The 21,741-nt window shown below is 42.8% G+C and carries 20 protein-coding genes and 2 pseudogenes; 13 read left to right on the top strand and 9 right to left on the bottom strand.

The window, feature by feature from the left end; genetic code table 11:
- Positions 1-96: 96 nt before the first annotated feature.
- On the top strand, positions 97-411 hold the full coding sequence (locus ABWW58_RS11685; RefSeq protein ID WP_353869308.1) for a hypothetical protein: 315 nt from the start codon (positions 97-99) through the stop codon (positions 409-411).
- 125 nt (positions 412-536) lie between these two features.
- Here ABWW58_RS11685 and ABWW58_RS11680 read toward each other — a convergent pair.
- A pseudogene (locus ABWW58_RS11680) lies at positions 537-1,099 on the bottom strand (recombinase family protein).
- A 273-nt stretch (positions 1,100-1,372) separates the two neighbouring features.
- Here ABWW58_RS11680 and ABWW58_RS11675 point away from each other — a divergent pair.
- From ABWW58_RS11675 to ABWW58_RS11660, 4 genes are all read left to right on the top strand, one after another.
- Positions 1,373-2,527, top strand: a complete 1,155-nt coding sequence (locus tag ABWW58_RS11675; RefSeq protein ID WP_353869307.1) for a pyridoxal phosphate-dependent aminotransferase — start codon at positions 1,373-1,375, stop codon at positions 2,525-2,527.
- 40 nt (positions 2,528-2,567) lie between these two features.
- A complete protein-coding gene (locus ABWW58_RS11670; protein ID WP_445783433.1) occupies positions 2,568-3,332 on the top strand; it encodes a (S)-benzoin forming benzil reductase in 765 nt (254 codons plus the stop codon).
- Between the two features lie 117 nt (positions 3,333-3,449).
- Positions 3,450-4,079: a VanZ family protein gene (locus ABWW58_RS11665; RefSeq protein ID WP_353869305.1), complete on the top strand. Its 630-nt coding sequence runs from the start codon at positions 3,450-3,452 to the stop codon at positions 4,077-4,079.
- Between the two features lie 48 nt (positions 4,080-4,127).
- Entirely contained in the window at positions 4,128-5,489 is a 1,362-nt protein-coding gene (locus tag ABWW58_RS11660) for an aspartate kinase (RefSeq protein ID WP_353869304.1), read from the top strand.
- Positions 5,490-5,678: 189 nt separating this feature from the next.
- Here ABWW58_RS11660 and ABWW58_RS11655 read toward each other — a convergent pair whose 3' ends face one another.
- Both ABWW58_RS11655 and ABWW58_RS11650 read right to left on the bottom strand, forming a co-directional pair.
- Positions 5,679-6,086, bottom strand: a complete 408-nt coding sequence (locus ABWW58_RS11655) for a universal stress protein (RefSeq protein ID WP_353869303.1) — start codon at positions 6,084-6,086, stop codon at positions 5,679-5,681.
- Between the two features lie 16 nt (positions 6,087-6,102).
- Positions 6,103-7,570, bottom strand: a pseudogene (locus ABWW58_RS11650) (SulP family inorganic anion transporter).
- A 398-nt stretch (positions 7,571-7,968) separates the two neighbouring features.
- Here ABWW58_RS11650 and ABWW58_RS11640 point away from each other — a divergent pair.
- Positions 7,969-8,667 carry a DUF1287 domain-containing protein gene (locus ABWW58_RS11640; protein ID WP_353869302.1) on the top strand — a complete coding sequence of 233 codons (699 nt, stop codon included), beginning with the start codon at positions 7,969-7,971 and terminating at the stop codon, positions 8,665-8,667.
- A 21-nt stretch (positions 8,668-8,688) separates the two neighbouring features.
- Here ABWW58_RS11640 and ABWW58_RS11635 read toward each other — a convergent pair whose 3' ends face one another.
- A complete protein-coding gene (locus tag ABWW58_RS11635) occupies positions 8,689-10,053 on the bottom strand; it encodes an MFS transporter (protein ID WP_353869301.1) in 1,365 nt (454 codons plus the stop codon).
- Between the two features lie 226 nt (positions 10,054-10,279).
- On the opposite strand from ABWW58_RS11635, the gene ABWW58_RS11630 reads away from it, so the two are divergent.
- Positions 10,280-10,732, top strand: coding sequence for a hypothetical protein (locus ABWW58_RS11630; protein ID WP_353869300.1), 453 nt, complete (start codon positions 10,280-10,282; stop codon positions 10,730-10,732).
- 122 nt (positions 10,733-10,854) lie between these two features.
- Here the strand turns inward: ABWW58_RS11630 and pdxR are convergent, their stop codons facing one another.
- Positions 10,855-12,270 carry a MocR-like pyridoxine biosynthesis transcription factor PdxR gene (gene pdxR, locus ABWW58_RS11625; RefSeq protein WP_353869299.1) on the bottom strand — a complete coding sequence of 472 codons (1,416 nt, stop codon included), beginning with the start codon at positions 12,268-12,270 and terminating at the stop codon, positions 10,855-10,857.
- 114 nt (positions 12,271-12,384) lie between these two features.
- On the opposite strand from pdxR, the gene ABWW58_RS11620 reads away from it, so the two are divergent.
- Entirely contained in the window at positions 12,385-12,933 is a 549-nt protein-coding gene (locus ABWW58_RS11620) for a pyridoxamine 5'-phosphate oxidase family protein (RefSeq protein WP_353869298.1), read from the top strand.
- Between the two features lie 153 nt (positions 12,934-13,086).
- Positions 13,087-13,860, top strand: coding sequence for an alpha/beta fold hydrolase (locus ABWW58_RS11615; RefSeq protein ID WP_353869297.1), 774 nt, complete (start codon positions 13,087-13,089; stop codon positions 13,858-13,860).
- 23 nt (positions 13,861-13,883) lie between these two features.
- On the opposite strand, the gene ABWW58_RS11610 is transcribed toward ABWW58_RS11615, so the two are convergent.
- Both ABWW58_RS11610 and ABWW58_RS11605 read right to left on the bottom strand, forming a co-directional pair.
- Positions 13,884-14,708: an HAD-IIB family hydrolase gene (locus ABWW58_RS11610; RefSeq protein WP_353869296.1), complete on the bottom strand. Its 825-nt coding sequence runs from the start codon at positions 14,706-14,708 to the stop codon at positions 13,884-13,886.
- A gap of 95 nt (positions 14,709-14,803) precedes the next feature.
- Complete coding sequence (locus tag ABWW58_RS11605) at positions 14,804-15,658, bottom strand: alpha/beta fold hydrolase (protein WP_353869295.1); 855 nt, start codon at positions 15,656-15,658, stop codon at positions 14,804-14,806.
- 197 nt (positions 15,659-15,855) lie between these two features.
- Here ABWW58_RS11605 and ABWW58_RS11600 point away from each other — a divergent pair, with 197 nt between their 5' ends.
- Both ABWW58_RS11600 and ABWW58_RS11595 read left to right on the top strand, forming a co-directional pair.
- Complete coding sequence (locus ABWW58_RS11600) at positions 15,856-16,671, top strand: pentapeptide repeat-containing protein (protein ID WP_353869434.1); 816 nt, start codon at positions 15,856-15,858, stop codon at positions 16,669-16,671.
- A 27-nt stretch (positions 16,672-16,698) separates the two neighbouring features.
- A complete protein-coding gene (locus tag ABWW58_RS11595; RefSeq protein WP_353869294.1) occupies positions 16,699-17,196 on the top strand; it encodes an ATP-binding protein in 498 nt (165 codons plus the stop codon).
- A 17-nt stretch (positions 17,197-17,213) separates the two neighbouring features.
- On the opposite strand, the gene ABWW58_RS11590 is transcribed toward ABWW58_RS11595, so the two are convergent.
- A complete protein-coding gene (locus ABWW58_RS11590) occupies positions 17,214-18,023 on the bottom strand; it encodes a ZIP family metal transporter (protein WP_353869293.1) in 810 nt (269 codons plus the stop codon).
- Positions 18,024-18,494: 471 nt separating this feature from the next.
- Here ABWW58_RS11590 and ABWW58_RS11585 point away from each other — a divergent pair, with 471 nt between their 5' ends.
- Positions 18,495-19,544: a C40 family peptidase gene (locus tag ABWW58_RS11585; RefSeq protein ID WP_353869292.1), complete on the top strand. Its 1,050-nt coding sequence runs from the start codon at positions 18,495-18,497 to the stop codon at positions 19,542-19,544.
- A 507-nt stretch (positions 19,545-20,051) separates the two neighbouring features.
- Here ABWW58_RS11585 and ABWW58_RS11580 read toward each other — a convergent pair.
- The gene (locus tag ABWW58_RS11580) at positions 20,052-20,360 is read right to left on the bottom strand and encodes an ArsR/SmtB family transcription factor (protein ID WP_353869291.1); all 309 of its coding nucleotides are present in this window, start codon (positions 20,358-20,360) and stop codon (positions 20,052-20,054) included.
- Between the two features lie 109 nt (positions 20,361-20,469).
- Between ABWW58_RS11580 and ABWW58_RS11575 the strand changes: the two genes are divergently transcribed.
- Positions 20,470-21,633, top strand: a complete 1,164-nt coding sequence (locus ABWW58_RS11575; RefSeq protein WP_353869290.1) for an MFS transporter — start codon at positions 20,470-20,472, stop codon at positions 21,631-21,633.
- Positions 21,634-21,741: the final 108 nt, after the last annotated feature.

Below are 21,741 nucleotides of genomic sequence, written 5' to 3'. Positions count from 1 at the left end.
TTGACAAAATATTTTTTTCATATACTTCTCTCCTCAAGTTTATTTTATAATATTCTGTATAATATAATATATTATGCAGAATAAGGGGCGATAATTTTGGGAAAAAATGATTATTTTAAAAAATCAATAAAAATATCTTGTACAAGACAAGATATTTCTCCGAAAAGAGCGCGATTTGATGAAATTGAAAATTTGGTAACTATTAACATTAAAAATCATTTGAAAGAAGGAGTTGATTTAGAGTGTTTAAAAATTTTGAACATCATTCATCAGACGGTCATTCCTTTAGGTATAAAATATAGTGAACAACTTGATTTGTATCCGGGGGGAAATAGGTTAGATAGAGTAGTAGTTTCCTTTGACAAAAAAAGCTATACGCTTTTAAATCAAAAGCTAATAGGCGATAAATAACCCTATAAAAAACAGAATTTTTTTTTTCGAAAAAAGGATTCTGTTTTTTTTCTGCCGTAGCTAGAATGATTATCCTCTCAGAAGGAGCTCCCCAATAAGGAACTGCTTCTTCCATGAGTAAATATCTACTTACCATGCTTGTATAAATTACGTTTAAATCTTGCCAACGTGCTCTTACTGATCCCTGTCAGTTCAACCACTTCTTTATAAGAGTGAGTTTCAAGTAACTGCATCGCATGAAGGATTTGTTGATTACCAAATTTTTTTGGACGCCCTTCTCTAAAGTCATCATGTTCGCGCGCGATCGCTTTACCCTCCTGCGTCCTTGTGACGATTAAATCCCTCTCAAATTCTGCAAAGACACTGAATATTGTAAATGTGAGTCTGCCGGTTGGAGTATTTTTAATAATACTCATATTTAAAACGTTAACCTTTACTCCTTTCTCAAATAACGGTTTAACTATGGCCAGCGCATCCGATGTGCTGCGCGCAAAACGATCCAGTTTAGTAACTGTTAGGTGTCCCCTTGTTCCAAAACTGAAAGCAACTTTTGAAATTCCGGACGTGTTGCCTTGGTCCCAGTTAACTTTTCAGAATAGATTTTTTCACAACTGGCTTTTTCTAATTCTTCAATTTGTGATTCCAGGTGCTGCGCCCTAGTACTTACTCGTGCATACCCATAAATCACTTGAATTTCACTCCTGTTTATGACACAAGTTATGATAACGCCAAGCAATGCTGCATGAAATGAATACCAATCAACTCGAACAAATGATGTTACAGTTGCCATCATCTACCTCACTATATTTTTTGCCCATGAGGAGCATTTTTTTCGGTGAAAATTCCTGCGTGGGTAACCCGATAATACGAATAAAGATTCTTGTGTAATTGAGCATCCTTCTGTGTTATTTTAACTTTATGAGAATAATTTTTTTGCATCTTAGAACAGGAGGATATAACTTTGAAGTTTTCTAGTAAAGTGGCGGCGATTCAGTCTTCGCCGATTCGAGATATGATGGTGCGTGCGGCACGGATTGACGATGTGATTTCTTTTGCGGTTGGTGAACCGGATTTTAGTTCAGCACCAAATGTTATTGAGGCAGCGAAGCGATCCCTTGACGAAGGGGAGACAAAATACGCACCCGGAGCAGGCATGACCAGACTCAGAGAGGTCTATGTCAATTATTTAGAGAAGACAATCGGTGTTTCCTATGGCACGGAAAATTGCCTGGTAACGACCGGCGGCATGGGCGCTCTTTTTCTAGGTTTAACCACCTTGCTAAACCCTGGTGATGAGGTCATCTTCAGCTCACCGTACTGGACTAATTATGGCCAGCAGGTTGTCCTATGCGGAGGCACCCCAGTTGGTGTTGATGTAACGGAAGAAAATGAGTTCAATATGTCAGCGGATGATCTGCGCCGAACAATCACGCCAAAATCGAAAGTGATTCTGCTTAATTCGCCAAGCAATCCGACAGGCAGTGTGATGGATAAGAAATCTCTCTGCGAGATCGCAGAAATTGCTATAGAGCATGACCTTTTTGTCATTAGTGACGAGGTTTATCGCCACATTCTGTTTGATCACCAAGAATACACGAGCATTGCTTCTTTCTCCGGTATGAAGGAACGCACGCTCATTGTGGATAGCTGTTCGAAAACACATGCGATGACCGGATTTCGTGTCGGCTTTGCCACCGGTCCGATTGATCTCATCAATGAAATGACTAAAATTACCGAAGACGTTTGGAGCTGTGTCAATTCCTCTGCACAATATGCCGCAATTGAGGCGCTTACGAACGGTGCGAAATATCGAGAAATGATGGTCAAGGAATACGAAAAGCGGCGCAACTATATTTATGAACGGATTAACTCGATCAATCGAATCTCCTGCATTAAGCCGATGGGCGCTTTCTACATCTTTGCGAATATAAAAGATACGGGTCTTTCAGCAAAGAAATTCTGCGACCGCCTTTTGGACGAGCAGCATGTTGCTGTGGTTCCGGGAGACAATTTCGGCAGCAACGCTTCCGGATATGTCCGCATTTCCTATGCCACATCCATGGAGAAAATTAAGGAAGGCATGGATCGGATTGAGATGTTTATTGATAGCTTATAAATCTCAAAAATCGGGCATGGACCGTTAATGGGAAAATGAGGTGCAGAATATGGAAATGGCGCTTGTTACGGGCGTATCTAAAGGACTTGGGTTTCAAATTAGCAAGATTCTAACTGAACAGAATATAGAAGTGATTGGTTTGTCTCGGAGCACCAATGAAAAGGTGCAAAGTCTGATCACAAACAGCAAGGGTCGCTATTCACACATCTCAGCCGATCTAACTCATTTGGACGAGATTGAATCGCTCATGAAGCGGGTGTGCGAGCGGATTGCTGACGCAAAACCACATAAATTATATGTGGTGAATAACGCGAGTATGGTCGAACCTATTGAGCGTGTAGGCTTTTTAGATCATCATGCGATTCAAAAGGCGGTTCAATTAAATCTTCTGGCACCAATGCTGATCAACAATACACTTTTGAAAGAATTAAGGAATGAAGCGTTTGAGGTGATTATTGTCAATGTAACCTCAGGTGCGGCTGAACGTCCCATTCATGGATGGAGTGTTTATAATGCGACAAAAGCGGCAGTTAATATGCACACAGAAGTCGCGGGTCTAGAACAAGAAAATACAAAAGAATCAAATAAAATCGTGGCGTTCAGCCCTGGTATTATGGATACAGAAATGCAAGACACGATCAGAAGCGCTGAAGAGGACGCGTTTGCGGACATCAACACATTCTTAGGGTTTAAAACTAATGGAAATCTTCGGCAACCAAGCGAGGTAGCAAAAGCATTGATCGGCCTGATTTTGAATGAACAATTACAGAATGGAAAAATCTATCATGTAGATGAACTCATCTAAGGGTTGTCTTGTAATGTAAGTATTTATGTAAAACGCTTCGCTCTCAACAACAGTAGGGTACAATAAGTGGAAAATTAAGAAAATATCGCGATTGTTTTCTTTTTGGAGGTTAAGGTAGTGAGAATTGGATTTAGTGGGTGGATTCTTTATGGAGCAATTATAGTATTTATTCTTTTATTGCTTGTCATGAAACTGCTTTTCAAAAAGAGCTTTACCCATTTATTTCTCTTCTCAATTATGTACCTATACCTTTGTGTTGTAATAGATTATACGCAGTTTCCAATTTATACCACTGAAGACTTACGAAGAGATTTCGGGCCAACATTTTGGCATTCTTCCGTTAATTTAATTCCATTTAAAGGGTTTGCTGTAAAAACGAGTTTGTTAAACGTTTTACTCACAATGCCTTTTGGGTTTGGACTGTCTTTTATTTACAAGACAAATCTTAAAAGGATCGTGATCGCAAGTATCATGATTGGTGTAATCCTAGAGCTATTACAGTTATCCATAGGCATAATAAATGGTTTCACACTTCGCATTGTTGATATCAATGATGTAATTTTTAACTTCACTGGTTCAATGATTGGCTATGTGATTTTTGTTATTTTTTTTAAGATAGTCGAAGCTATACTCATGAAACAGACTGCATATAGGAATAACTTCATTGAAATTCAGGAAACTGAAACTGGAAATTTAGTTGAAAAAGGTGTAAAAAAAGTTTGCTTCTTTTTCAGAAATAAGAAATAATAGGAGTACATTTTCAGTCATATATAAAAAGTAGGGGTTGCCGGAATCATGAAGGTCGTTAAATTTGGCGGAAGCTCACTCGCTTCCGGAGCACAAGTCGAGAAAGTCTATCATATTATCGCATCTGATCCTGACCGGAAAATTGTGGTTGTTTCAGCTCCGGGAAAGCGGTATTCAGATGATATAAAAGTCACGGATTTGTTGATTAGCTGCGCGGAAAAGTATCTTAATGGTGAAGATGCACGTGAACTTGTTGAAACCATTATCAGCAGGTACAAAAGTATTGCTGAAGAATTGAATCTTTCAAACGCTATTATTAATAAGATATCGGATGATCTTTTGACCTTGCTGAGTGGTGACAAAACCAATCCGGCATCGTTTATCGAGGCGGTGAAAGCGAGCGGCGAGGACAATAACGCGAAGCTGGTCGCAGCTGCCTTCAAACATAAAGGAATGGACGCGCATTATGTGTCTCCGAAAGAAGCGGGCCTCTTGGTAAGCAACGATCCGGGAAATGCGCGCGTTTTGCCCGAGTCGTATGAGCGTTTATATGAGTTAAGAAGCCAAATCGGCATTATTGTTTTTCCAGGCTTTTTCGGCTACAACACGGATGGTGAAGTCGTGACCTTCTCACGCAGCGGCTCGGATATTACGGGGTCGATCCTGGCGAATGGGGTTAAAGCCGATCTCTATGAGAATTTTACAGATGTTGACGCGGTTTACGCAGTCAATCCGCATATTGTTGAGAATCCAAAAGAAATTCGTGAGTTGACGTACCGCGAAATGCGAGAGTTATCCTACTGCGGCTTTTCTGTTTTTCATGATGAAGCGCTCATTCCCGCGTTCCGCGCAAGTATTCCGGTTAATGTTAGAAATACGAACAACCCTGATGCACCCGGTACGCTTATCATGAGTACTAGGGAAAATAGAAACGGCCCGGTCGTGGGTATTGCGAGTGATGATAAATTCAGCAGTATCTATGTCGGTAAATATATGATGAATAAAGAAATCGGCTTCGGAAGGAAAATATTATTAATCTTAGAGGAATTCGGTCTGTCATTCGAGCATATTCCTTCAGGTATCGATGATATTACAATTATTGTCAGACAGAATCAGTTAAATGAAAAAATAGAGCAAGGCATTGTAGAACGAATCAAGAATGATCTGGATGCGGATGAAGTTCGGGTGGAACATAATTTGGCTCTGATCATGCTTGTAGGTGAAGGAATGCGTCAAGAGGTAGGAACGGCGGCAAGAGCGTCAAAGGCGTTGGCTGAAGCGAATATCAATATTGAGATGATCAATCAAGGGTCCTCAGAGACGAGTATGATGTTCGGTGTGAAAGAGACGGTTGAAAAGAAAGCCGTCCAAGCGCTTTATGAAGAATTTTTTGCGTCTGTAAGAGTATAAGAGAGTTAGACATAAAAAACGGATAGAGGGAGAGGCTCCTTATGGGGACTCTCCCTTTATCTGTTTGTGGATCATTTTATTGAATTCTATAACCGAAAATGAGCGTATCCGTAATTATTGATGCCCTGCCGGATCGAAAGGTAGATGGGTGCGGAATCGAAAATAGCTCCTATCGTCAGGTTCAAAAAATCACTTGATAATTAATACGGGACAATGCGCTCTTACAGCTGCTCTATGACTGACACTGCCTAGAACCAATTCTTGTACGGCATTTAATCCACGACTTCCAAGAATAACGAGATCAAACTTTTCTTCATTCACATGGGAAACAATCATTGTTCCTGGTTCTCCATGGACTACTTTTAGTTCAAAGGATACGTTCGCTTTTTGAAAGACTTCAGTCACTTCTTCTAAAGTTGTTTCTCTTACCTTTTTTAAGTCTTGATGGAGCACTTCTGATTTCACCTTTGCAATATCAATGACATTAATAATTTCCACACTGGAATCCTGCACGAGTGACGCCATTGCAACAGCATGCTCTGCGGCTCTTTTAGAATGTTCTGATCCATCAAAAGCTAATAAAATTTTCTTATACATCCCCAATCCCCCTCGATTAATGACTGGATAGTTTTGTATTCGGTTTATTAAAAATTAGCTAATTTTTTAACGAGTTGCTCACTGGACTCATTAAACCCTATTACTTTCACGTGGGCTGACGTTTGCTCTTTCAACTTAATCATTACTTTATCTATTGCTGCAACAGCAGAGTCATCCCAAATATGCGCATCCGAAAAATCAATGATAATCGTTTCTTTATCTTCTTTAAAAGAGAAAGCATTAATAAATTCTCCTACAGACGCAAAGAAAATTTGTCCCTGGACCTTATATACTGTTTGACTATTGGTAGAAGAGACCGTCACACGTACTTTCGAAATTTTAGCCGCAAAGAAAATAGCACTCAATAGAACACCAACGATTACGCCTTTGGATAAATCATTTGTTGCCACAACGACAATAACAGTGACAATCATGACGATTGTATCAGTTAACGGGACTTTAGTTAGCGTTCGAAGTGAAGACCAGTCAAATGTGCCAATGGATACCATAATCATGACACCCGCTAACGAGGCCATTGGAATCCTGACCACCCAATCTCCTAATACAAGGATGAGAAACATTAAGAACACACCGGCTACTAGCGTTGATAATCTCCCTCTTCCCCCGGATTTCATGTTCATTACAGTTTGACCAATCATTGCGGAGCCCGCCATACCTCCAAAAAAGCCGGCAATAATATTGGCGATCCCCTGTCCTCTAATTTCCCCATGCTTGTTGCTTCCTGTATCTGTTATATCATCGACAATAGAAGAAGTTAATAATGCTTCTAACAATCCGACAATAGATAACGCTAAAGCCGTAGGAAAAATAATAGATAATGTTTCAAAATTTAATGGGATATTTGGAAGAACAAACATCGGTAACGTTTGTTTGATTGCCCCTAAGTCCCCAACGGTTTGAAGATCGAATCCGCTTATAATAGCCACAATCGTCATCACGACAATTGCAACGAGCGGGGATGGCACCTTTTTTGTAAAAAGAGGGAATAAATAGATGATAAGAAGCGTAATCGCTACGAAAATATAGGTCATCGTCGAAATTCCTACAAAATGGGGGACTTGTGCCATAAAAATTAAAATAGCTAAAGCATTCACAAAACCGACCATAATGGAACGCGAAACAAATTTCATTAACCGTGCAATTTTAAAGACGCTAAATAGAACTTGAAGAACACCCGTTAAAATAGTGGCAGCAAACAAATAATCGATACCATGATTTTTCACTAAAGTAACCATAAGCAATGCCATTGCACCTGTGGCAGCTGAAATCATGCCTGGTCTTCCACCTATAAATGCCATCACAACTGCAATGCAAAATGATGCATAAAGGCCAACCATTGGATCAACGCCTGCAATGATAGAAAAGGCAATTGCTTCTGGAATAAGTGCAAGAGCGACGACAATCCCCGCAAGAATATCTGCTCTAACATTTCCAAACCATTCAGTTTTTAAATTTTTCAACACTACTAAAAAGCACCTCACTATTTATTTATGACAAAAACTATAAATATTTCCAAAAACGCCCTTTTTCATTCCTTCGTAATGATACCATGTGGATCATACAAATACGAAATAAATTTTCTGCCTTATACTCATTTCCATTCATCTCTAATTGATCACTCCAACCACGATTGCCCTTCGAGAGGTGCTTAACTTTCTGTTTGCGATCAAGCTTCATAAAATCAAGTATTTCTTCTGCTTTTTCATAATTAAAATCGCGAAACGTTTGGTGATAATAGCGCGAAAATTTCTGACGACACAATTGCTAGACTCAACCAAAAACATTTCTCTTAATAAACCGCCTCCATTTGTGTTGTATAATACGATACAAAAGAACGCTGTTGTAGATAGGGGAGGGCATGATGAAAAAAAGACATATTTTCGTTATTTCTGCTGCTGCGCTTGTCGTGATTTGTGCACTCGTGGGTTTATTTCTCTATCAATTCCACGGTTTTCATGATCGGAAGGTGTTTTCCGGCGATAAGGATCATGATCACATCGTCAATGAATTTGATGCGGATACCGATGGAGACGGTGCTGTCAATTTGAAAGACAGTGATGCCAATGGAAACGGAAGATCCAATAAGCAGGATGTTGTCACGGAAGCAAAACGTCTCGTAGGTGTCCTCTATGATCCGCTGAAGGGCGGGCATGGAAATATAGGCGGGAAGATGGGGTTTATCGTTTGTATTGATGTTCCGCGGATTGCCTATGCGGATGCGGGTATTTCCCTTGATCAGCTGCTTAAACAGGATTATGCGCAGAACCCGAGCCATTACGAGACGCAAGGTGGAACCAATACACCTGCGACGCCATATTTTTACCGCCGTGTGCGCAATGTTTATGACTATGCGCGTGCCAATAGAATGCTTGTCCGCAAGGCAACAAAACCAAAAGTCGGGGATATTGTTTTTTACAGCAGATATCATGCGACGCTCGTCGTTGGTACACATAAGGACGGCACCTATGACGAGGTATCCGCAAGTCCTGAAAAGATTTATACGAGGGAGAATCTGCACAAAAAATGGAAGATCCGTGATGTCGCGCGGTTGCTGAATTGAACATGTGAGCTATATATCCGTTTAAGCAGTGCGATGGGCCCGGAAATAAGTGAGACTGATGAAGGCAGCGGGAATGCTGACGGCAGCGAGTACCCAGGTCAGAATCAGGAAATCCGTTGATGTAATCGTTCTTGCGAAGACGACACCGAGCACAGCCGAAGCGCTGATGGAACCAATAAAACGACAGGTTTGGAACAGACCGGCGCTTGTGCCGACCATTTCTTCAGGAGATTCGCGTAACATCATCGTTTGCAATGCGACATTGCCGATACCGTAGCCGCAACCAATCAAGAGCAGGAAAAGGCCGATGAGAAGAAGCGAGCGATCAAAAGCGACGATCATGAGCAGCAGTGATCCACTCGCAGTCAGCAGAGCACCCAGTTTGAGCGGCGCGGCAGCTCCCAAATGATCGATTCGCTGTCCGGTGATCAGAGATGCGGCGACACTTGCCATGGACATGGTCAGCATCATGGCGCCGCTCGCGCGAATGCCGAGGTGCATACCGCTTTGAAAAAAAGCGGGCATTCCGTAAAAAAGACAATAGTTGGCGACGTTAAGCAGAATGAAAAGTAGGTAAACAAGCGTAAGACGATGATTCATTTTCAGCAAATGCAGATCAATAAAAGGATCACGTATTTTGCTTTCTCTCCAGATAAAAAGCACAGCTGCGATCAGACCCGCAAAGATTGCCCAGTAAGTCACATGTTCTTTGATTGTCAGCAAAAACCAAAGCAAGCCGATGATGCTGATGGAAAAGAGCATGATTCCGGGAATGTCAAGCTGCCGCATAAAATTTTTAAAACGATAGGAGCGATTTTTGATGTCTTTAGGAAAGACGATCAGACCGAGAACAAGGCTGACAACGATAAAGGGAAAATTGACGTAAAAAATAGTCGGCCAACCGCCCCAGACAATGAGAAAGCCGCCAACCGTCGGCCCAAACGCAGTCATAACCGATGCGCAGATCGCCAGAGCAGCGAGCGCAGACCCTTGTTTTTCATGACTGACCGACTGGTGTACCAGGGCGACATTGGATGGATAAATTGTGCTGTTGCCGACTGCTTGAAGCAGGCGCATGATTAGAAGCAGAAAAAAGGTGGATGCTATCGGGGCAAAAAAACAGGATAGTGCAGAGAGCATAAGTCCCCCGAGAAATAATTTTCGTCGTCCGATCAGATCGCCCGCTTTTCCTGCTACCGGCTGTCCGACAGCACTCACCAGATAAAAGGCGGAGACGAGCCAAGATACTGTCGCAAATGTGAGATGATAATCCTGCTGAATGCTGTGCAGTGCGAGCGCAATCATTGATGAGTTTAGCGGATTAAGCACAGATCCGGATAAAATGGCCGCCATAAAAGCTGTATGACTTTTCTTCACTGTAATCATTTACTCGCCCCCTGCTCTCATACTACGCTGCTCCGTGTTTGCTCACAAGCGACCGGCTCATCCATCAATAGCCGCGATAAGTGATCCTAATTCATGTGTATGTAAGTTCGATTTTTTCAGCATAAATTTTGCCGATCCTATAAATTCATGGAATACTCCGAAAATACTTTTGGTGATGGTCGAATTATTGTATAATAACAGAAACCACACGAAAGGAGGAGAATGTATGGCTAGTAAGGAAAGTGAATTTCATCAATTGTTCGAGGTACTCACGGACACGAGAAAAATACTGCTTGATTTTAAGGAAAGTGTAGACAAGCGCTTTGAATCGGTAGACAAGCGTTTTGATGAAGTAGACAAGCGCTTTGAACTGGTAGACAAGCGTTTTGATGAGATGGACAAGCGTTTTGAATCAGTAGACAAGCACTTTGAACTGGTAGATCAGCATTTTGTGTCAGTAGATCAACATTCTGAATCAGTAGACGCGCGCTTGGAATCAATGGACAAACGTTTTGACGAATTGAGTGCCGGACAATCGGTCATGAACCACCGTATCGGCAATCTGGAAACTGCTCAAATTGAAACCAATGTCCGCCTGTCAAAGATCGAAGCCAGTCAAGACAAGACAACGAAAGCGTTTATGGCGATTTCAGAACTATTTAATGAGCATTCCAAATGATGTCATTTAGTTTTTATTTTTTTCATTCGTATTGATTTTGTTCGGCATGAATTCTCACCATGTTTCTCTTCTCATTGTTAACTTCCAGTTAAATCAAAAAGTATTGAGAAATGCGGCTCGGATTATGAGTAGTAAGGTAGCCAAGTTTTGTGCAAAAGTTTAATCCCCTGTCTGATTTCATCTGGCGATAATCCGCCGAATCCAAGTAAAATAGACGAATAAGTCATATCTTTGTTTTGGACCAGGTAGGCAGAGGTCTCGTATACGCGTATGCCTGCCTTTTTTGCTTGCTTGATCAGTGTTCGCGACGGGCATTTGCTTTTTACATGAATGGCAATATGCAGTCCTGCATCTTGTCCGCTGACACGAACATGGCGGCCCATCTCCGTCCTGATTGTTTCTAAAAGTAACGCCTGCTTTTTCTTATAGATCGTCCGCATTTTGCGAATGTGCTGCTCCCATTGTCCGTTCTCGATAAAAAGTGCTAAGGTTTGTTGATGCAGGCGCGAAGCGGTTTGTCGCCATTCAAGACGCTGATAAGTCTCTAGTAAAGCAGGAGGCAGGACCATATAGCTCACTCGAATCGCAGGCATGAGGGATTTCGAAAACGTACCGATGTAAATCACACGATTGTGTTCATCAATCCCCTGCAAAGCAGGAATCGGTTTGCCTCGATAGCGGAATTCGCCATCATAATCGTCCTCAATCACCCAACCGTTATGTTCATTAGCCCAGGAAAGCAGCTTCATTCTCTTTGCAATTGGCATCACCATGCCAAGCGGATATTGGTGTGAAGGTGTGATATAGACCGCGTCTGCTTGAATCTTGTTCAGTTCATCTACCGACAGCCCGTCTTCTTCAACAGAAATAGGCGCTAATTGAATTTTCTTTCCCTGCAAGGACCGATGGACACCTTGATAACCTGGTTCTTCCATTGCTAATCGATGATGCTGCCAATTAATGAGCTGATAGAGAATGGTCAAAACAGACTGCGTGCCGGCAGCAATAACGATTTGTTCTGGTCTGCAATGGACACCGCGAGAACGATGCAGATAGTCAGAAAGTTCCTCTCTTAATCGCCGTTCACCTTGAAAATCGCCATATTTGAGCACATCCCGATTCGTGTTATTCAGCAGTTTACGTTCGCATTTTTGCCATGCATCCAGTGGAAAATGCGCGGTATCGATGTCCGACATAAAAAAATCGAAAGAAATCGGCCATTTTTTCTGAAGTGGAGCCGCCTCATGCATGCGAGGCGGATGAGCGGTGACCGATGCCTCGCTAAACGTGCTGTCCAGCTGTGCCACAAAATAACCACTGCGTGCGCGGCTTTCAATATATCCTTCGGCAAGAAGCTGTTGATACGCCATTTGCACCGTTGTTTTGCTTACTTTTAAACGATCGGCGAGATAGCGAATGGAAGGAAGACGCATCTCTTTGTGTAGGATGGATTCTTCAATTTCTTGTTTGAAGTAACGATACAACTGAATATACAAAGGGTCTTTTAAACGTTCATCAAGCTCGGGAATAATCTCCATTTTTCTTTCACCTCTGTACTGCCTCGAAAAACATAATCTGTGTCTTTCAAAAGATACAGTCCCTTTTATAATAAAGATTATAAACGACAAATGACAGAAAAGGTGGAAAATACTATGCGCCCATTGCGAAAAAAGATGCTCGAATGTCGCGACTCTGAGAAAATTAATGATTTTTTGACACAAGCACGGATTGGGTTTTTAGGACTTTCCGATAAGGAATACCCCTATGTGGTGCCGCTTAATTTTGTTTGGTACAACAATAAGATTTATTTTCATGGAGCGGATGAAGGCAAAAAAGCAGATTTAATGAAAGCAAATGCGGACATTTGCTTTACGGTTTGCGAAGAATACGGAACGATGGCTCATCCTGTACCCGCGCACACGGACACGGCATATATGAGCGTTATGGTTTTTGGCAAAGTGACGCATCTAACGGATTGGGATGAAGCGACAGGAGCGATGCAAAAATTGCTGGATAAATATGTTCCCGGCTACTACGATCGAGCATTGTCGCGAAACCATGTTGAAAAGTACCGCTCATCCATGGGCAGTGCGACGGCAGTATTCTGTCTGGATCCGGAGGTTCTGACTGCAAAAGAAAAACCGCTTGATCAAAGCCGAAAGTTTGAACCGGGAATGAAAGCGGGAAACCATGAAGCGTGATCGAGACGCAGTATTAGGGACAATCAAACAAAAGTTCTGTTCCGTTGATCACTGGAATTTCTGTGCGATTGATAAAAACGATCCGGAACGACGATTTATCTCTTCATCTCTATGCTACGATTTTGATATAGTTTTGTTTAGAGAGGTGTTTTTATGAACGAGTATTTTGTGAAAAAAGCGAACGCAGTTCTTCGCTATAACGACTTTCCAGGCACAGAGCGTCCGATTCTGTTTATTCATGGACTTGGTTGTGCCGGTTCCTTTGACTATCCGCAAGTGGCAGCTCAGGTGTCACTGAAAAATCACCGCTGCGTGATTGTTGATTTTTTGGGCGCAGGCTATAGTGATAAACCGGAAAACTTCAGTTATACAGTTCAGGGACATGCGGAGTATCTTAAAGAATTTGTTGAATCGCTGGGACTCGAGTCGTTTATCTTATTCGGGCATAGTCTGGGAGGAGCAGTGGCTCTATCTTTAGCAGATCAATGCAGAGGACATGTCGATCGAATCATTTTGAGTGAAGCGAATTTAGATAAAAGTAATGAAGGCTCGACCAGCAAATATATTGCGGATTTTGATCAAAATGAATTTCTGAAAAATGGATTTAGAGAATTAGTAGAGGAAAGTCGGAATAGCGGAAATCAAATGTGGGCAGCATCCTTATCTCTATGGTCGCCAATGGCAGCTTATTTAATCTCTAAATCCGCAGCAAAAGGACAACAGCCTTCAGGAAGAGAAGTATTATACTCACTTGATTGTCCGAGGACGTTTATCTTTGGTGAGCGTTCATTGCCGGACGCGGACACGCAGGTGCTTAAGGAACACGGTGTGTCCATTGAAATCGTAGAAAATGCCGGGCATTCGATGGCGTGGGAGAATCCACAGGGCCTGGCTGATGCGATTGAAAACGGTATTAAAACTAATTAATCAGAAGTGATTCCGTTCAAGGGTTAATCTACATGGACGTGTTGCTCCAGCCACCGGACGACACCATCTTCATCGTTTGATTGGATGATTCCGGTTGCTCGTTCTTTTAACTCGTCCACGGCATTTTCGACGGCATACGCTTGGTCAGAGATTGAGAACATGGACAGATCATTCACTCTATCGCCAAATGACACAATCTGATCGAAGCCCATAAGTTCTTTCATTCGGACAATGGCATTGGCTTTTGTCGCCTTGGTTGGCATCATTTCGCACCAGTATTCCTGACGGTAAAGTTCCTGTTGAAAAATACATTGATAGTTGCCTTCTCGGCTAAACCGTTGATGTACCTCGTTCAAGGGATCTTGATCACCGATACATGTAAAGTAAAAGACATCTCCAGTATATAGGTCATGAATGTTGGCAACAGATCGTAAGCGGGGATCGCCCTTTCTTGAATGAAGATAATGACGCATTCCGTCGTTTTCGTAACCTCTGAGCCAACTTACATGTTCTACGCCATCAATAAAAGCGTAGACTAGGGGATAAATTTTCCGTTCCGTAAGCCATTCTGCGACAGCGCGTATCTCTTGCTCATTGAATGAGGCGGAGTCAAGCCGTTCACCAGTTCGCGCGTCGACAATGAATGCGCCGTTATAGATAATGACCGGGATCGGCGTTCTCAGATTCTTCGTAACTACGGAAGCTGAAATGAGTGACCGCGCCGTTGCATAGGTAAAGGCCATTCCGTCATCAGTCAACTGATTCAGTGTTTCCGTACTGTATTCGGAGAGCATGGATTGACTGTTCAACAGTGTACCGTCAAGATCCGATACATAGAGTGTTTTCATGGGATACCTCACAGGAATAGTTTAATTGTGTAAGAGACCTTGAGATCTGTGCATTGTTATTATAGCAAGTTTTTAAAACAATCATGAACGATAAATCAAACGGACTTAATGAATGTGGCGATCTTCGGCAGCGGTGATTCCTTTGCCCACAATACATAATGCGCGCCGGGAACCTTAACAATGTCACTGTTTGATTGAGCGGTGAACGAGGCGGCATTTATCTGTTCAAATTGCTCTCTTTTATGATCAATGCCTTTATAGGTGGCGTAGCAGAGGCAGACGGGAAGCTGCCGCACTTGAGAAAGCATCTTTTTCACATTCGTCTGATAGTGACAGAGATGGAAGGGTAGCGCTTCTTGTTTTAAAGGGAGACAGGCATAATAAAAGCCTTTAGCAACATATTGATTTGAAGGATCAAGATGCATCCATTGGCAAAAGGATTTAAAATCATCCTCTGAATTATTGGCTTCCGAGTCTTCGATCGCCGGCAGGATAAAGCGTCCGGAAAATGTGTGCGTTTTTCGTTTGAAGATGCGGGAGAGCAGGCTAATGAGAGGCATGCAGATTGCCGCTTTGCCCATTTCCGAAGGCAGGCGCGGCAGATTAAAGTGGCAGGTATCGAGCAAGGTGAGGCTTTTTACTCGGTTCGGATAAAAGTAAGCCGCACAGAGACAGACGAAGCCACCGGCCGAATGTCCGATCAGATGAACGTGTTCTCTTTTTTCTTCATCAAGAAAAGTGATTAGCCAATCAGCAATATTTTTTGGCTTAATTGAGTGATCAAATCCGCTACTTTTCCCATATCCCGGTGTGTCACAGAGGTACACTTGATAATCATCTTGAAAAAAATCAGCGATTATTTCTCCTTCCATGCCTGAAAAACCGGCAGCAGGAAAAAACAAAATCGTTTCGTTTCCTTTTCCGAACTTCTTAAATGCGCAGTGTCGCATAAGAACAGCTCCTTTATTTATTAGGTTAGTCCAATGAGTGGATCAGTTCATCAGTCTAGGGATGGAATTGATCTTTTTTTGTTGCGCATAGAAGATGAACAAACGAACGATGAATCCTGTATACTTGAACCATACAAGTAATTTGAACGGGAGTGCTGATTGTGCGTGAGGTACGTAATACCCAGTCGATTCGCAAGATGCTGCGACCAGAATGTGAAAAATGTTTTGGTCTGTGCTGCGTGGCACTGCCCTTTGCCGACTCTGCGGATTTTGCTTTTAATAAACAAGCAGGTGAGCCTTGTCCCAATCTGCAACAAGATTTTCGCTGCCGTATCCATAGCGGATTGAGGGAAAAAGGATTTAAAGGCTGTACTGCTTTTGAATGCTTTGGAGCAGGACAAAAAGTTTCGCAAGTCACTTTTCACGGCGTGGACTGGCGTGAGCATGCGGAAACTGCCCGCAGTATGTTTGCTGTTTTTCCAAAAATGATCATGATTCATGAGTTGCTTTGGTATCTTCAGCTGTCGATGGCGCGGACAGCGGCGCAGCCTATTTATAGTGAACTTTACCAAGCATTCGATGAGACCGAACGACTGAGTCAACTCAGTTCAGATTCAATTATAGCTCTCGATCTCCAATCACAGCATGCAAAGCTGAATGATCTTTTTTTGAGAACGAGCGAACTCGTGTGGCAGGAAACGCAGCGGCAAGACCAAAAACTAAGCCGGAAAAAGCGGAAAAATTATCGGGGCGCCGATCTTATAGGTAAGAAGTTGAGCGGTGCTGATCTTGTAGGTGCGAATTTTAGAGGCGCCTACTTAATTGCCGCCGATTTGAGGGGTGCCGACCTAAGAGCGGCCGATTTTATTGGTGCTGATTTGCGCGACGCGGATCTAAGCGGTGCCGATTTAACGGGCAGCATTTTTCTGACGCAGGCGCAGCTGAATTCCGCAAAGGGTGACGCGGCTGCCAAGTTGCCGTCCGAGCTTAATCGCCCATATCATTGGCAATAGAAATCATTATTACAAGGGGCAGGGAACATGAAAAAATTAATCATGATCAACGGCACGATGGGAGTTGGAAAAAGTGCTGTGTCCGAGAAATTATCCGATCAGCTCATGCCAAGTGTGTATCTAGATGGCGATTGGTGCTGGAAGATGAATCCGTGGGTGTTCACGGAAGAAAATAAGCGGATGGTCATTAACAATATTACGCACCTGCTTAACGCGTATTTGGCGAATTCCGGCTTTCACTACATCATTTTTTGCTGGGTGATGCATCAAGAACAAATCTTCGAAGATATCTTGAATCGCCTCCAAGGTGACTATGAGCTTCACAAGATCTCGCTTATCTGTTCCGAAGATGTACTCAGATCCCACATCATGCAGGATGTACGAAAGGGAATAAGGGCCGTCGATTCAATCGAAGGCAGCATCGCTCGCTTGCGGCTGTATGAAAAAATGAATACCGTAAAAATGGATGTCAGTGATCTGACTGTGTTAGAGGCGGCTAACCAGATCGCCAACAGTGTAAGATGATTAGTGCCCGTCATTGGTTATCCCAGTGCAACGTCAAGGATCATCATCACGGAAAAACCAAGCATGGTTGCGGCGGTAGCTAAATCGGTCGAGCCTTCGCGCTGTGATTCCGGAATGAGTTCCTCGATGACAACGAAGATCATCGCACCGGCCGCGAACGCAAGAGCATAAGGTAAGATTGGAGACACGTGGACAACCAAATAAGCACCCAGGACAGCGAAAACGGGTTCCACAATGGCGGATAGTTGTCCGTACCAAAAACTTCTCGCTCGTGAGATTCCTTCCCCGCGAAGCGGAATGGATACAGCCGCGCCTTCTGGAAAGTTCTGAATTCCGATTCCAAATGCAAGAACAATTGCAGCAATCATTAATTCTGTGTCTCCAGAGACAATAGCGCCAAAAGCGACACCGACAGCCGCTCCTTCCGGAATATTATGAATTGTGATGGACAGGACGAGCAAAATGATTTTGCGCAGCTTTGTTTTCGGGCCCTCTTTTTCGGCTACGGGAAAACCAAAGTGAAGATGCGGGATGAGCCGATCCACAAGTCGCAAGAATGCGCCGCCAAGCAGAAAGCCGATTAAAGCGGGAACAAATGAAAATTTCCCCATTTCTTCGCTCAGATCGATTGCCGGGGCAAGCAGTGACCAGAAACTGGCGGCAATCATAACACCGGCAGCAAAGCCGAGCATAACGTTAGCCATCTTCTGGTCTAAATCTTTGAAGAAAAAAACGAGTGATGCTCCGGCTGCAGTGCAACCCCAGGTGAAAAGTCCGGCAAGCAAAGCAAGCAGCACCGGATTCAATGCAGACAATTCATGCAGCATTAGAAAACTCCTTTCTGAAAGCTATGATTTTTAACCACGCACAGATAATTCGTACTAGATGAATAACCACTAACTGATTGGACCATCTCTTAAGCCGAATCCATTTCATTTTTTTAACCACTTTATTAATGTATTTCCCTGATATGCTTTAGACTATGCCTTGCAGGCCGATGCTTTTTTTATGCTTCTGTTTCTAAAAGCTTATGACAGGTATATTGAGGTGTATGACTCTTCGAAACCGTCACTGCTTGCCCATATATTTCCATAACTGTTCCTAGATGTTAGTGATTCTAAAATATAGTCTGAATATGAACATGTTGATGCTTTTTGTCATCAGATTGTATTGGTGCTGTCAATAGGATGTTATTGGAATGCAACCTTCAAAGCCTATGATTAGGTGTGTTGGCAGGAGTTACATAGACAATCACTGAAAAAGAGAAATTTTGGAAGCATACATTGGAGGGAAACATGATGAAAAAAAGTATAGTATCACTTGCGCTAATCGGCGGATTAACCGTCACGGGGTTTGGATCTTATCAAGCAGATGCGGAATCGGCGACATCTGTGGTTAATTTAGCACAGCAAGGAGTCGGTTCAGCCTATTCTTGGGGACAAAATGATTGCTCTGGGTTTACAATGCGCGTCTTTTCACAGCTCGGTGTACAGTTGCCGCATAGCGCGGCAGCACAAGCGGGTTACGGTACGTCGGTCAGCCGTTCTGATCTTCGGCCTGGCGATCTTGTTTTCTTCAGTACATCAGGCGGAGGCATCTCGCATGTGGGCATCTATGTCGGCAATAATCGCATGATTAGTGCAGAAAATGAAAAAACCGGAGTACGTGAAACGCAGATTTTCGGTGGAGGGGCATCAAGTTATTGGGAACCGAAATTTGTCACTGCTCGAAGGATTGAAACAGGCAATCAACCAGCCGATCAGCAATCGTCATCGGCACAATCGGTTACGAACACGCAGACACAAAGCGATACGTCTAATGAACAGGCTTCCGTGTCTGTTCAATCAAAAGCGACAACGAGCGATCAAGCGCCGACAGATAATGCTCAGACGGGTGTGACACAAAGTGCCCCAGCATCAACTGCTGATCAGACAAAATCAACACAAACTAATGCGCAATCCTCAGCAAATGACAGTCAGGCATCTAAGGTGACCACACCTAAAATTGATAACTCAAGTTCTCGCTCAAATGAGACAAGCTCATCACAAACGATAAATAACGGTGTATACATTGTTCAGACAGGGGATACATTGTGGGCGATATCGAATAAAAATGGAATCTCTGTGCGAAAGATTCAGCAAATAAACAAACTCGAAGATACATTGATCCATCCGGGACAAAAGATAAATCTGCAGGACCCATCAGAGCAATACACGATAAAGTCAGGCGATTCACTCTGGTCAATCGCCAAGAAACATGGAACAACGGTAGAACAATTAATGAAAAAGAATAATCTGTCCTCTGAGCTCATCTATCCCGATGACAAGTTGACTGTTTCCGATAATTAATCATAGTTATAAATGAGGCTGCCGTTCATTTTACGGCAGCCTTTTTGTAAGTAAAGAAACATCCATGACCCGCTTGAATGAAAATATAAAATGCCCTATTTACGTATAAAAGTATAGCGTTTTGCCTTGCCGGTACGACGATAAGGTCATAAGATTCGGTTGGGCGATCAGATAAGCACCCAATCTGAGAAATAAACGGAAAAGTTCCGCTTATTTTGAAAATGAACGAAAAAATAGCTTAAATAGACGGAAAAATTCCGCTTATCGCATCGAAAAACGTGAAAATGGAGGGTTTTTCTGTGCATAAGCGGAAAAATTACCCTTATGTACCTGTGAAACAAGCGCCAGGATGCATATAAGCGGAAAATCTCCGCTTATTTTATTCCGGCCGCGTTACGCAGATTTCTGCCTGTTTGAGGAGGCTCGCGGTGCGCCCGCGGCAAGCGAGTAACCGAAGCGACGATTCAGCACCGGGCGCTCTGTGCCCGGTTTTTCTTAAGTTTGTCCTTAGTCCTCTTCAATTCCGCGCAGTACGACGTCCAGAAGGCCTGGAAAACGAACATTTAAATCCTTGCTGCGAATCGAGATGCAGCGCTGTGTGCCCTCTATTCTTGTGTGAATCACACCTGATTCCCTTAGTACTTTGAAATGGTGAGATAGGGTCGATTTTGGCCCTGAAAGATTTAATTCACTGCACGACTGCTCACCATGTTCTGATAATCGCTTAATGATCGTCAATCGAACCGGGTCGCTGAGTGCGTGAAGTACAGTTGGAAGATTAATTTCTTGGAGACTTGGATGGTAGAGACTCCTCATTTCAGATCACCTTCGTCATTACTTATTAATTGAATAATACCATGTTTTGCCTTACAATTTCTATTGTTCTATATTTATCGAACAACAGAAATTGATGGGGGAACAAATTATGAAATTAAAGATCAGCGTCTTTTTTTGTTTAACGTTTATCATAGGAACGGATACGTTCCTAGTCTCTCCATTACTGCCGACACTTCGGTATATTTATGGTATATCAGTTGAGCAGTCTGGTTGGATTATATCTGCCTATGCTTTAGGGTATGCCGTGTTTGCGCTGATCGTCGGGCCGCTTTCTGATCAGTGGAATCGAAAGACAGTTATGATTGCCGGCACAATTAGCTTTGCCTTCTTTACATTTCTCTGTGGATTTGCATCAACCTTTTGGTTAATGATTCTGTTTCGCATGCTAGCAGGAATGAGTGCGGCCATCACATCACCGCAAGTATGGGCCGCCATCCCGCAGCTTGTTCCGAGAGATAAAGTGCTGAAGGGAATGGGAATTGCTACAGCAGGACTTGCTGCGGCGCAGATGTTAGGAGTTCCCATTGGAAGCTATCTCGCTCTGTTCGGATGGAGAATACCATTTTTTTCAATTAGTGCGGGGTCTTGTTTGCTGGTCTGTCTTATTATAGCTCTCTTGCCGTCTCTACCGCCTGCACGTGAAGAGGGAGAGCGACGTTCTCTTCTGAAAAATTATTTGCTGCTGCTTAGAAACCCTGGATCGAAACAGTCATTTTTTGCTTATTTCATCTTCCAAATGGGGAACTTTGCAGCATTTTCATTTATCGGGATTTGGTTGTCTGATCAATTTCAGCTGAATGTGGCCGGTATTGGAACTGTGATTCTAGTGCTTGGATTTGGCAACATGCTCAGCAGTTTTTTCAGTAGCGGATTTGTTCATAGTATAGGCGTTTATTCTTCATTTATATTTGGAATGGGTCTGGTGATTCTGATTTATGGCGGACTTCCTTATTTGCCAAGCCTTTTTTATGTAACGGCAGCATATTTCTTTCTTTTTCTCATATTGGGCATGATCTTTCCAATTATGATGAACACATTGCAAAATCTGTCTTCAACGGTGCGAGGCACCATTTCATCATTGGCTAATGCGTCGATGTATTTGCGCACAACCATTGGATCATCGCTTGGCGGCTGGCTTTACGCGAATGCAGGAGGATTTAAAACGCTCAGCATATTCACAGTTGTTTGTTTTCTTCTTTCTTTCCTTCTATTTATGAGGAGCGGATTGTTTCCATCGATGAGGCGAGAATAAATGGGCAGAAGGGTATGATGTGCAGGGCTTTAGTTGATTTGAGGACTTCGCCATAAATTTTTCATTGAACATATGTCGAGGAAGAGTTAAGATGAAACGAATTGAGTG

It is taken from the genome of Sporolactobacillus caesalpiniae, assembly GCF_040513385.1.
Taxonomy (GTDB): Bacteria; Bacillota; Bacilli; order Bacillales; family Sporolactobacillaceae; genus Sporolactobacillus.
This window is presented reverse-complemented; position numbering and strand designations above follow the sequence as displayed.